Source organism: Enterovibrio sp. QJM3NY_24 (genome assembly GCF_057786035.1).
Genome location: NZ_CM173519.1, coordinates 1,683,361 through 1,696,411, shown reverse-complemented (window position 1 = coordinate 1,696,411; position 13,051 = coordinate 1,683,361). Strand labels below are relative to the sequence as shown.

General features: G+C 44.9%; 8 protein-coding genes and 2 pseudogenes. 6 read left to right on the top strand and 4 right to left on the bottom strand.

The window, feature by feature from the left end:
* The first annotated feature begins 67 nt into the window (after nucleotides 1-67).
* Together AC3CIC_RS07455 and AC3CIC_RS07450 are read left to right on the top strand one after the other, a co-directional pair.
* The gene (locus AC3CIC_RS07455; protein WP_488515788.1) at nucleotides 68-1,870 is read left to right on the top strand and encodes a DCC1-like thiol-disulfide oxidoreductase family protein; all 1,803 of its coding nucleotides are present in this window, start codon (nucleotides 68-70) and stop codon (nucleotides 1,868-1,870) included.
* Between the two features lie 57 nt (nucleotides 1,871-1,927).
* Nucleotides 1,928-2,080 (top strand): annotated as a pseudogene (locus AC3CIC_RS07450) (carboxypeptidase); the annotation flags it as partial.
* Nucleotides 2,081-2,140: 60 nt separating this feature from the next.
* On the opposite strand, the gene AC3CIC_RS07445 reads toward AC3CIC_RS07450, so the two are convergent.
* The 3 genes from AC3CIC_RS07445 to AC3CIC_RS07435 all read right to left on the bottom strand — a co-directional run bounded on the left by AC3CIC_RS07445 (nucleotide 2,141) and on the right by AC3CIC_RS07435 (nucleotide 4,580).
* Nucleotides 2,141-3,394: a Y-family DNA polymerase gene (locus tag AC3CIC_RS07445; RefSeq protein ID WP_488515787.1), complete on the bottom strand. Its 1,254-nt coding sequence runs from the start codon at nucleotides 3,392-3,394 to the stop codon at nucleotides 2,141-2,143.
* Nucleotides 3,382-3,789, bottom strand: coding sequence for a LexA family protein (locus AC3CIC_RS07440; RefSeq protein ID WP_371733623.1), 408 nt, complete (start codon nucleotides 3,787-3,789; stop codon nucleotides 3,382-3,384). The genes AC3CIC_RS07445 and AC3CIC_RS07440 overlap by 13 nt, the downstream gene beginning before the upstream one ends.
* Nucleotides 3,790-4,097: 308 nt before the next feature.
* A complete protein-coding gene (locus AC3CIC_RS07435) occupies nucleotides 4,098-4,580 on the bottom strand; it encodes a hypothetical protein (protein WP_488515786.1) in 483 nt (160 codons plus the stop codon).
* 251 nt (nucleotides 4,581-4,831) lie between these two features.
* On the opposite strand from AC3CIC_RS07435, the pseudogene AC3CIC_RS07430 reads away from it, so the two are divergent.
* From AC3CIC_RS07430 to AC3CIC_RS07415, 4 genes and pseudogenes are all read left to right on the top strand, one after another.
* Nucleotides 4,832-5,517 (top strand): annotated as a pseudogene (locus AC3CIC_RS07430) (EAL domain-containing protein).
* Between the two features lie 451 nt (nucleotides 5,518-5,968).
* Nucleotides 5,969-7,240, top strand: coding sequence for an acyl-homoserine-lactone synthase (locus AC3CIC_RS07425; RefSeq protein ID WP_488515785.1), 1,272 nt, complete (start codon nucleotides 5,969-5,971; stop codon nucleotides 7,238-7,240).
* 238 nt (nucleotides 7,241-7,478) lie between these two features.
* Nucleotides 7,479-9,266 carry a sensor histidine kinase gene (locus AC3CIC_RS07420; protein WP_488515784.1) on the top strand — a complete coding sequence of 596 codons (1,788 nt, stop codon included), beginning with the start codon at nucleotides 7,479-7,481 and terminating at the stop codon, nucleotides 9,264-9,266.
* Nucleotides 9,155-10,159, top strand: coding sequence for a response regulator (locus AC3CIC_RS07415; protein WP_488515889.1), 1,005 nt, complete (start codon nucleotides 9,155-9,157; stop codon nucleotides 10,157-10,159). Before AC3CIC_RS07420 ends, AC3CIC_RS07415 begins: the two co-directional genes overlap by 112 nt.
* 56 nt (nucleotides 10,160-10,215) lie before the next feature.
* On the opposite strand, the gene AC3CIC_RS07410 is transcribed toward AC3CIC_RS07415, so the two are convergent.
* Entirely contained in the window at nucleotides 10,216-12,171 is a 1,956-nt protein-coding gene (locus tag AC3CIC_RS07410) for a RecQ family ATP-dependent DNA helicase (RefSeq protein ID WP_488515783.1), read from the bottom strand.
* Nucleotides 12,172-13,051: the final 880 nt, after the last annotated feature.

Here is a 13,051-nt window from a genome sequence, read left to right as displayed (position 1 = left end):
GACACTTTGGTTATGTCCATTTTTATTTACTCAACGCATGCATAACTGGTAAGCATTGGAATTGTTGATGAGTTCTTTTAAAACAGTATTCGGTATCGACTTACGTACATTGGCATTGTTCCGTATCGGTCTCGCCTTAATGATTCTGGTTGATCTGATCAGTAGAGCGCGTGATATCTCTGCGTTCTATACTGATGACGGGCTGCTTAGTCGCACTGCATCCATGGCGCTTTCCTCAGAGTATCGACTTTCACTTTATTGGATGAATGGTAGTGACTGGTTCGTCACGTTACTTTTTGTCATTGCTGCGTTCGTCGCTATCTTGCTCCTCGTTGGCTACAAATCCAGAACCATGGCGTTCATTAGTTGGATTTTTCTTTTCTCTATCTTGAATCGAAACAGCGTGATTGTAACCGGTGGTGACGTACTGCTCGTGGTTATGTGTTTTTGGGCAATCCTGTTACCTATTGGTGCAAGATTTTCAATAGATAGCTCGCTAAATCGTCGATATAAAACAGACGCAAATGCAGTACCTGATGACCACAGATACTTTTCGATTGTATCGGTCGCCGTTCTTCTTCAGGTGATGTATTTGTATTTTTTCACCGCATTATTAAAAACCTCAGATGACTGGCAAGTCACCATGGATGCCGCATACTACGCCGTTCATATCGAACAACTCGCCACTGTATTTGCCGTTTGGATGAGAGGTTTTCCTGAACTGTTAACCTTTGGTACTTACTTTGTTTGGTATCTAGAAATCATTGCGATATTTCTGGTTTTCTCTCCTATCTTCCACGTTCAATTGCGATTATTCACACTTGCACTGTTGATCGTCATGCACAGCGCCTTCTTTCTGTCTCTCCACATCGTGCTTTTCCCATTTATCGACTTTATGTCGCTGAGTTTACTCATTCCGGGAGTGTGTTGGGACTGGTTAGCCAAATTTAATGCCAAACCTAAGCGGAGAGACATCGTTATTTTCTATGATGAAGGCTGCGGATTCTGCAAGAAAACCTGCCTAATACTAAGAAACTTTCTTCTCCCAGACAGTGTGAAAATACACCCTGCGCAGCAGAATCCAGACATTTATCCGATCATGGAACGGGAAAACAGTTGGGTACTTCGCGATCATCAAGGTGGCTTACACACTCACTGGAATGGCGTTCAATATCTGTTTAGGGTATCACTACTATTTAGACCCATCGGCGTTGTGATGGGATGGAAACCCCTGTTAGAGATTGGAAATAAACTCTACCGTTGGATAGCCGACAATCGACACATGATGGGGCGAATAACGGAACGATTGCTGCCTTATAACGACCAAAAAGATCATGCTGGGTACGTGGAAAATTGCGTGGCCTTGGGTGCACTTTATATTGTGACTTACTACAACGTTAGCGGTGTTCAGCAGTTTCAAATTAAACGCCCTCAACATGTATCAATACCCGCTAAAGTACTTCGCATTGATCAACACTGGGGTATGTTTGCTCCTTCCCCCCTCAAATTCTCTTCGATGCCCGTCATAGAAGGTAAAACCCGAGGTGGAGTCGTGGTTGACGTTTGGAATATGAACTTTGAGCCACCTAGCCGTGTGATACCTGAACATCTATCTACTGAGTTCAAAAATTATCGTTGGCGCAAATACTTTGGAAGGCTGCATTCAAATCGTAACAAGCTCGCACTAGCAGGTTATGGCGGCTACCTATGCGAACAATGGAATAAGCAAGTATTACCCAAAGAAAAGCAGTTGGCATCTTTCACAGTTGAGTTTGAACGACTGAGAACCATGCCAAATTATAGGCCGCGTAAACCCTCAACATTAAGGGTGTGGACCCATTGGTGCTTCAAAGAATACGCAAAGAAATAGGTTCATCTGTTGCAGCAACATCTGTAATAGACGTTTTAGGCTAGACCGATGGATCATTTTGGGTACTTACCAAACTACACACTAGGTGCAAGGTAAGCTGAGCAGTGCACTGCATGGTTGGAAGCAAACATTTGGTCAAAAGGTTCGACGTTCTCCACCGATGAGTTGATGATTCATGCGACGAGTGAAGCGCTCAACCCTGAAGACTTTAATTACCCCAGAACATATCTTTCCATCAATGATACTGGCAAGTGCCAACTCCTTGCTCGCTCAACATCTCACCAACGGTACATCGCCCCAACACGTCGTATACTGGGGCGACAAAAATTCACGCCGCATACCCCACTTCGGATCGATTCCCTGTGCGCCCATAAACACCGCGCCAGTACCATAGCGTTGATTTAGACCATCAAACGCCTGCATCAACGCTGGGTTACCGGGCTGCGAGTTAAACAAGTCAGGCTGCACGTGCTTCGCATTTACCAAATCAAGCAATCCGACACCTACCTTGTAATAGCGCACGCCCTCTTGAAACAACTGCGGTACCATCGTTGCCACCGCAGAAGTGATCACCGCAGTGTCATCCGCCGGAAACGAGAAATGCTGCATCTGCTTAAAGCTCTTGGGCCTTTCATCAAACGGCGAATTTCCCGCGAACACCATCAATACAGAACAGAGCGAGCCTTGTGCTCGAAGTTTGGCAGCAGCGATTCCCGCGTGTTTACACAAAGCTTGGCGGAGCGATTCTTGATCCTGTATCCGTTCCCCCATCGAACGTGTCGAAAAGATCTGCTTTTTGTCCGCTCTGGCGACGTCCCACCCTTTGCAGACTTCGCCGTTTAACTCCCTGACCGTTCGCTCCACTTCAACGTTAAATTCCTTACGCGCAAGGCCAAGTGGCATGCGAGACAATTGCAGGGCGGTATTCACTCCTTGTAACTTCAACCTCGCGGCAATTTTTCGGCCAATGCCCCACACATCCCCCGCTTCCATGTGCGAAAGCACCGCAATACGCTCTGTTTCCGAGTCCAACACGCAGACACCGTTGTAACCCTGTAACTTTTTCGCTGCATGGTTAGCCGCTTTGGCCAAGGTCAAGGTTGCCCCCATACCTACGCCGACCGCCAACCGACACTCTTTCCATACTGCATGGCGCAGTTCCTGCCCTTGCGCACGTAAATCAAGCACCGCACTGCACCGATGAAACGACAGGAACGATTCATCGATCGAGTAGACATGCTGCTCAGGCGCAAAGCGCCCGATCACCTGCATCATGCGATCAGACAAATCGCCATAAAGCTCATAGTTCGACGAACACACAATCACCCCTGCCGCCTCACAACGGGCACGAACCTGAAAGTACGGTTTGAATTTCTCTATGCCTGCCTCTTTCGCCTGTCGGTTCGCCGCGACGACACAACCATCGTTATTAGAAAGCACAATGACTGGCTTGCCACGCCAATCAGGCCTAAACACCTGCTCGGCACTGCAATAAAAGGAATTGGCATCCACTAACGCGAACACAAAAGCGGACTCTGGCGGTGACAGCGGATAGAGCGGATCACAACACCCTCAATGGTAAAGGTGTCGTGTTGAGTGATGGCCACAGAGGAATACTTGTCATTGGCCGAGAGCAGAAGGCGACGCGAAACATCAAGTAGCTTACAGATAAACTCGCCGTTTAAGTTTGCCACAATCACATCACCATCCCTGGCGGTAACGTGCCGATCGACGATTAAAATGTCGCCATCGAAGATGCCCACGCCCTGCATGGAATCACCCGACGCTTTACCAATAAAGGTCGCGCTTGGATGCTCGACAAGCAGCTCATCAAGGCTCAAAGGCAATTGGCGATAATCGCCCGCTGGCGACTCAAAGCCAGTAATACCGGCACTAGCAAGAATAGGGATAATGGTCATAAAATATACTGTTTATATATACAGTATTCATTTTAGCGCTTTTCGTCTTACAAGCAAGATCCCACGTTTCTGACAGCCGGAAATTTGAACAGGACTAAAACGCAGCAGGGGCACAATCACGCAAAGACAGTTGAGACCGTAAATGCCATTGAAGCAGCTGAGGCTGCTTGGAAGGCGGCAAGAGACACCAACCGTTAAAGCCACAGGCAATGACAAAATCAGCGACAATCAACCCTATACAGAACGGCATCAGAACGTGAAAAACCACAGAGAGAGGAAAGACAACACCTAAACCGTTTGAGTAGACATCAAGAACCGCTTAGCGCGTGGATCTTGGATTCATGCTCGGCATGCCCATCATGTGGCGCCATCTTGACCTGAAAATTGTGCGCCTTAATTCCCGCAGCCTGAAAACGTATTGCGATTCCAGTACGAATATCACTGGCGAGATTCCAAGCTCTGGAAGCCGAATTAGTCCAACCCGCCACCCAGCATTGATAAACATCTTTATCAAGATCCATGACCCAGAATGCGGGCGCATCCTGTGAAATAAAATGCTGACTGTCTTCCACTGCCTCAATAGCCATCTGTCGTACTTGCGCTAAATCATTTTCGTAAGAAGTATAAAACTCCACATGAATCCAAATGTAAGGATCGTTGTAAGAGAAGCTCTCCAACTCCAGAGACAGCATTTTGTTGCTGGGAATGATCAACCGCTTCCAGTTCCAGAGCTTAATGATCGTGTGGTTTAGGCTGATGTCCTCCACGGTACCGTATTGGTTATCAACCATGACGGTATCCCCCACCCGGATAGCCTTAGAAAGGGAAAGCACGACAACGCGATACCAAAGACAACAAAGATGAAGAAAAAGGCTATCTTGCTGATACCGTCTCGTCCATACTCTTACGAGCCAATGACGCTTTACAACATGCAGAAAATTTCCAAGCTGTCTTTCACTTTTCCGAAACTGAGCATGAATTTTCACAGACAACATTGAAAACACAACTGGAGGAAGCCGTTAATAGCGAAGCCTTCAGTTTGATGGTTCAGCCCATCCTGTCCAAATCGTCACATCAAACCCAACACTATGAAGTGTACGCTCATATTCAACTGAACAATAAATCTATTCCTGCATCGAATTTAATTTCAGACCTTTCACGATTTTCGCTTTCTACTACGTTTGACCAATCTGTCATATTACTCGCAATAGACATATTGAAAAATGACGAAACCCTTCCACCACTTTCAATCAATTTGACGCCCAGCAGCGTCAAAGATCTGAAGGTAATATCATGGACAATCAACAACGTTCGAAAAAAAAACTCAAAGACCGTATCTACTTTGAATTTGCCGAGGTATTGGTTTGTCTGCATCTAAACGACTGTGAAAAAGCGTGTGCGATGATGAAACAAGAAGGCATCCGCTTCGGGATAGACCGGTTCGGGCAACACTTGTCCTCGATCAGTTACCTGAGATCTTTGAAACCTGATTTCATCAAGTTAGATCACTCATTTTTAGAACACAGTAACGACGACAACAACCATCTTCTACTTAAACTTATGATAAAAATGGCATCGAGTCTTGGGATAGACGTGATTGTGTCAGCCGTAGAATATCAGCAGCAATTGAAGTTGTTCTCCGACACAAACATCGATGGTTATTTTGGGTATATCTCTCCCCCAACCCCCATTGAGGAATTATCCTCTCACGTTGCCAAAAGTGCGTAACGGTGAACAGTCACGCTGCATACTATAAGCCCTGTTGTGCAGGGCTTTCTTTGCAATGCATCCAATATTAATGTCGCAGCCGCCAAGCCGTCAGTACACATTTACTTGAAAAATGAATATTCAGGAAATTCGTGTGCATCTGCAAAATGAAAAATGAAAAATCATATTATATAAAGTAGCAACCCGTATTCCGACCACTAAAAATGGGCAACAATGCTGACTTTAAGATTTTCGCATTGCTATTTTAAATATTGGCTGTTTTTAAAATTTCTTAGGTAGGTACTTACACTATTTCAGAGCTAATGAGTTTTACGGACAGAGGTTAGATGAGTAATTAGCCCACTAACAACGTTTTCTCAATATAGCGTCACAAGCCAACAACGACAAATAGCCGCTATACATAGATCGTACACTTATCTGGACTTCAACAATCAATGTCGAGGATTTCAGTATGTACGACACTATGGCGACACAAACCCCTGCAACTTCAAAACTGTCAGTTCAATGCCAACTTGAGAAGATGGCAACGCTTTCGCCTTCTGAGCAAAACAATCATGCCTTTTTGGAGCTGGTTAATGACTATATGTTTTCTACCAATCAATTCGATCTCTTCGAGAGAATCGTTTCATATCGCTCAAACGAAATCACTAAAGCACTGCCAAGTACTCAATCGAGAGGGAACCTTTTCACGACGTTGACATGCGACACAGCGAGATCCATCACTGGCGTCACACCGTTTCGTAACCTTCCCGAGATATTCCTCTCCATCGAGAGAATTGCCCTTGCTTTTTATGGCGACATCCTAGGTTGTTGGGCAGCATTTAAAGTATCCCAGCTTATTTCAGAAGCAGAAAACCATCTCGTAAAGCACTCTTCTATGCTAAGGGGGAAATCGCACACAGCGCCAGACAATGATCGCTATCGATACGAAGTGGTTACGGATATTCGAGATGATCAACGTCTATTCCTGACCAATTATTCTCCTGTTCCAATGAAGCTATCATTGGCTAACGTACTGATAAATTTAGAGACTTTTGTCAAACAGCAACACTGGTACGAGATGCTTTACTACCTTGATGTCTCTGCATACGGTGAGCACTTCATTCTTTATCAAGAGAATGACAATTCCCCCCCCTTACTCCTTTCAACAGCACTTATTCAACGATGGCAACACCGAGATAACTGGCTAACATTCGATCCATTTTTCCAAACAGAAAGTTGGACACTGATCGCATCTAATGAGAAAATCCAAACATTGGAGAGATCAGGGATATTCCTTAAGCCACTGAAAAACAAAATAAACCTTGGCTCTATTGCAGCGTTTGATTATTCGCTATTGCAAACCATCACACAAAAGCGATCAGTGTGTGAAATCATCCGAATGGCGATCGGGGGTCCACGAGAGAAATTGAATCACATTCTCTATTTAACCCTTAAATATCTGACAGTTAAATTGGCTGACATCGGTTTAGAAGCGGCTTATACCATTGTTGAACAGCCATCGATATTGGCTTTCTATGGTTCGGTTAACAACGACAGTAAAGGGACACTGCCTTACGTCTCTATATGTCAGCAAAAGGTCGAGGGAACAGAACTTACAACATATCAAGGAATCGTTTTTACAGGGCCAATGAGCCAAGCCTTTGAACACTGTAGCTTCAGAGACTACAACAAGAGAATTATAAAAATGCGTAGACAGGCGAGAACGGCGGAAAATGCCTAACCTCATCAACATAATGTCTAACAACTTCATTGCGATATTTCTCGTCGCAATTGCTGTTGTCGTTATGCTTTGGGCGGTCCACTTTGCCAGAGCATTAACGAAAAATCGGTCGGGTGTATCCCGACAGATTTACCTTCCCTATACGCTTTACACTGTTTTCATTTCGTTATGGATACTGTCTAACGCCTACTTTCAATCAGATCTATTAGTCGCTTTGGGAAGCGGAACAGCTACTATCATGGCGCTGTTAGCCAATTTGTTCTCTGGGCTTGCCTTTGCCTTCGCGTTCCTATTTTCATGTCGATTAGTATCAGAGCGTAACGCATTTCAGCTGAGTACTTGGCAATGGATACTCTTTGGTATTGCCTGCGCCATTACATTAGCCACCAATGCCATTCCAGGAATGAATGTGAGAACGGTTGATGTCTCTGGCATTGGCGATTTTGTCATTCACTTTGGTCCAGCCAGTGGCGCTTTTTTTGGCATCCTATTGCTTCTTGTTGTGCTCACACTGGTCAATTTCATTCGATCCAGCAGAAGTACAATTCGACTCAAACAGGTCAAGGCCACTTACATGGTATTGGGTATGGTTGGATTTATTCTTTCAACCTTCCTTGCGCATTTTTTGATCCCAATATTGCTCAATGATTTCTCCAAAGCATGGTTACCACCTGCACTATCAATCATTGAAGCCGTTCTTGTGGGTTATGCACTGCTTCACAATCGCTTTTATAGCAGCCGCTATATAGTACTGATCAGTTTCAGTTTTATTGCTAACGCAGCGCTTTATATCACCCCTATCGTAGTGATTAGCATTCAGGACGCTTCGATAACATCTTTGCTGTTTGCTCTTTGGACGCTGGTTACCGGTATTTTCTGGAATAAATCTCATGCAATGATTCGCCGAGGGGCTAACCGACTTCTATATAGCGAAAAAGGCAACCCGGTCGAAAGTATCTGTAACTTGATAGGCGAATTTCGCTACTCGACCGACGAAGCAGTGGTGAAACTCAATCATGTGTTGAATGCCAAATCAGGTCGCATACAAAAAGTCGCTAACAACGTGGAAACGAACGTGTATTTGTCATGTTTTGAAGGCGACCGCTCTGTTCTTGTTAAGGAAGAACTTGAGTATCAACTTAAGCACGACCGCCCAGAAGATCCGGAATGCCTTCGATCTGTCGCTCGCGAAATGATTAGCGCGGGTACATCGCTCGTATTGCCCATCACCAATGATAAAAGTGAAGTCACTCACCTCTACATGGTGTCCAAAGAAAACGAGAGCGACCTGTTTTCCAGCGAAGAAATCATGGGCTTGCAACGCCTGTTCGACGAAGCAAACCGTTTTATCGTCACCGAAGACAAAATTCGTAAATCACAGGTTCTGGCTGGCTCCATTGCCCATGAAATTCGTAACCCACTCACCAAAATCAAGTACCACTTCGAGCGTATTGACGCCGATATGTTTGGTGTGGAAAACGCCTCTCTCAGCCCCTTTGCGTCTCAAGATATGAAAAAAATCTACCAAGAGCTGGCGGAAGGGAAAAAAGCCGTGCAGCTCGGAACACGATTTATAGACGCCATACTCGATGAACTGCGCGGAGATGGGATCAGTACCGAACTCTTTGAACACTACTCTGCCGTTGAATTAACGGTGCAGGCGCTAAGAGATTTCAGCTTTTACAGCGACAATCACAGAAACAGGATTAATATCAATACGCACGATGATTTCCTTTTTCGTGGCAGCGACACACTTTACAGTTTTGTCTTGTTCAACTTGCTAAAAAATGCGATTCATTACTTTGATGCGTTCCCGAATAGCCGTGTGAATATTCATTTTCGAAAATCTACGGACTATAACGAAATTCATCTAATTGATACGGGACCGGTATTTCAACAGAGCACCAAGCACACATTTTTGATGAGCTCTACACCAAAGGCAAAGATCAGGGTAACGGGCTGGGGCTTTCTTACTGTAAGCGAGTTATGCAGTCTTTTGGTGGTGACATTACTTGCCGATCGTTAGCCGGAAAATTCACAGAGTTTGTTCTCTCTTTCCCTTCGATCGACCAACAAGTCCATGATGATAAATCCGTGGCAATACTTATCGATTATATGATGGGTAAATCGTGTCTTGTTATTGGCAACATACAATCACAGGCTTGGCTCACTGCAGCGTTAGAAATACTCGGTGCAGACGTCATTCTCGCGCAAAACATCAAACCTGGATTTAGTAATCTTAGTCAGCAACCTGTTGATTTCATCATGATGGAGCGCATGTTACTCGAGCAAGACATCGACTTGGTCAAGGCACTCAGAGCAGGAGAGTTTGGCTACCAAGCCCAAGTTACCCCAATTTTGATCTACAACACCCCAGAGAATGAAGACTCTGAACCGCCAACAGGTATCTATGCGTCCAATTTGGTTCAAGGGCATTTAGACGGCATTAACCAAAAGCCGACATTCCATCGATCACTCGCGGCATTGATCGATGAAGGCAGCTTGGTGAAATTGGGAAGTTTGATTGGAAAGCGAGTATTGGTAGTTGACGATATGCAAGTTAACCGCTTGCTGGTTCAAGCTTATCTCACCACCGAAGGGGTTACAGTTGTTCAGGCGGCATCTGGCGAAGAAGCCATTCAAAAGATCACCAACGAGCCTTTTGATCTAATCGTGATGGATATTCACATGCCAGGAATGGGTGGTATTGAGGCCACAAAGGAAATACGACGACTACGACATGACATTCCAGTCGTGGCACTTTCCGGTGAGTACAGTGAAGATGCAATCATCGAGATTCAAGAGACCATGCACGATCACCTCGTTAAACCAATCACTAAACAGCAATTAATCAAGATGCTGAAAACTTGGTTAGTGCAAGACACATCAAGTAATAAAAGAGCCAAGACGCTGAACTAAATGTATCAGCGCTCATGACGCTAGCTTTACTCAAGATTTTATAAGCAAATCGACGGTTACCCAGGCTTTATCTGCTCACAAATCGCTTTAACGTCGGCAAACGGATAGTGACCAAACTTACCAAAACCTGCTGTTTTACCTAAACGAAGCCGCCCTGTCAGTGGCGTCGCGATGCCGCATAGGTATCTCGCAATGGCGTGAGAAGTGACAGCGTCATCTTCCGCAGCATTGAGTAACGGCTGGCTTGCACGTTGGAGATCAGATAACTCCAATGGCAACAATGCTGAAGCACTCGGTAGCGTCGCAATGTGGCCTCGGCACACAGAGCAATGTCCGCATTGCTTCGGCGCATGCTCATCTGCAAAGTAACTTGCCAGTCGATGACTCAAGCAGGTCGTGGTTTCAAACAGTTCGAGCATGGCATGAACACGCTGAATCTCACTGTGCTCCTTGGCCTGAAACATATCGTGTATTTTATCGCTTAGCTCAGCAGCGGGTGTTCCCGTCAATGCCTCAGGACGACACACACGGAAAACGTCTGTCATTTGTTTGCTTTCTAGCTCAATCCAGCCCTTGTCGGCAAAGTAATCCAACGCCGTGACTGCACGGTTACGGTCAGCATGAAACCCCTGCCAAAGCGCCTCAAAATCAACCGTATGCCAAGTGCGAGATTTTGGCGATGCTGCAAACACGGCTTCGACAAACTGCTTCCGCTCGCCATCAAAATGCCCGATGATTTGCTCAACACTTAATAACGTTTTAAATCGATAGTCCGCAAAATAGCTGTATTGAGGCTCAATCACCCCTTCTAATTCGAGGTAAACCAGCAAGGTTTTCAGAGGAAGCTGTCGAATGTTACTGTCACGTGAAAGGCGATTCAACATCACTTCCCAAGAACTACCTAACGGTGTTTTGCCAACCTCTTCAATCACCGAATAAATAGCGGCGCGGTCTGGTGTGTCACCATAAACAAAGTTTTCCAGTACGCTCAGCGATTCTCGGTTGGCAAGCACCGAGCACGTCGACGTTTGACCATCGCGCCCTGCCCGACCAATTTCCTGGCTGTAGTTTTCTATCGATTTAGGCAAATCGTAATGTATTACTGCGCGAATATCTGACTTATCAACACCCATACCAAAAGCAATCGTCGCGACAATGCAGTTGATCTCACCTTGCATAAAACGGTTTTGAATTTTCTGTCGTTCATCATTTGGCATACCCGCGTGATAGGCATGAGCAGGCAGCCCTTCACTTCGCAAAAGGCCTGCGACCGTGTCAGCCGTGTTTTGCAAGGTGACGTAAATAATGGTCGGGGCTTGTGATGCATTTTTTAGCTGGGTAAGTAAGGTGGCCGCTTTATCCTGCTCAGGGCATGCAACCACGTTGAGATCCAAATTGCTGCGATAGAAACCGGTTACCACAATGTCTTGCGAAGCAATACCGAACTTGGTTCCCATGTCTGCAATGACTTGGGGTGTTGCGGTAGCCGTCAGCAATAGTACTTGGGGGATATTGAGTTGCTTACAATAAACGGGCAACTTCAGGTAATCTGGGCGGAAATTATGCCCCCATTCCGATATACAGTGCGCCTCATCCACCACGAGAAGCGACAAAGAAACGGATGAAATGAACTGTCTGAATCGTTCATTTTTAAGGCGTTCGACTGAAATCATCAAGATTTTCGTCTCACCCGCTTTTACTGCTCTCATTACTTCTCGTGACTCATCATAGGTCAACGTAGAATCAAGAGACGCGGCGGGTATCCCTTTGCTTTTGAGAAAATCGAGCTGATCTTTCATCAATGCCAGTAAAGGCGATATCACGAGTGTTAAGTGAGGAAGATGAAGCGCGGGAAGCTGATAACACAATGATTTACCCGATCCAGTAGGAAATATCGCCGCCGAGGAGTGCCCCGAAAGCACTCTCTCAACCACTTGCTGCTGACCACCTCGTAAGCCTTCAAATCCGAAAACCTGTTTCAACGTCTGTAAATAGGTGGTATCAGTGCTCATTTCCGCCTCGGCAAATCAATAAAATCAAATGATGCTGAAGTCTACACGTCTGTTAGACAAGCGACGAGCGTAAAGCAAGCGAAACTCGGAAATCCCGCGAAATTAAGTAAGTATGGGGTTGCTCAACATTGACCAACACGACCGTCCAAAAACAGCAAGGCGTGGGTGTTACTAGGTATTAATTGAAAAATGGTGCGTTTTGCCATCAGAAGCCCTGAATCATTCGTAGCTGATAAAATGCAGTAGTTCGATTTACACGCAGCAAAATATGATATGGCTCCGGCAAAAAAGATTCAAATGGAAGAACACCTTAATCTCTTTACCCGCACAGTAAACGCTGAATAAAAAAACCATAGAAAATTTGAAATAAACTAAAAACCAGTCAATTTTAAATCAAAAAACCTCCAATACATTGATAATTATTTTCACACCTAAACCTCGCCACTATACGCCACCAATTGAACATGTCGGAATTAGATCTGGATATAACCGAAACTATCAATCAAAAACATCACAAACCTTGTTTAAACACGTTATGAAAGAAGTGCACTTTTCTTTGATCACCACAACATAAGCGCGCAGCGTGAAACGACACACCTCATTGCGCTTAATCTTATTTCACTAGTTAATTCAGAAAGATACTACCAATTAGCAGTCTTATCTAGTAAATAAGTTTTAATACTTTAGATGTACACCCACTCACTAAATTAGATATCCATCAATATATAAGTAATCCCATGTCTGCTACAAGTCATGAGTAGCAATACAGCTAATGTCACTAGTATGCCGAACAATATCCTTGTCACTTTCAATTGATATGCATATTCATTAAATACCACTCAGCAGTGACTGACAAAACCATATAATTACATAAACAAAA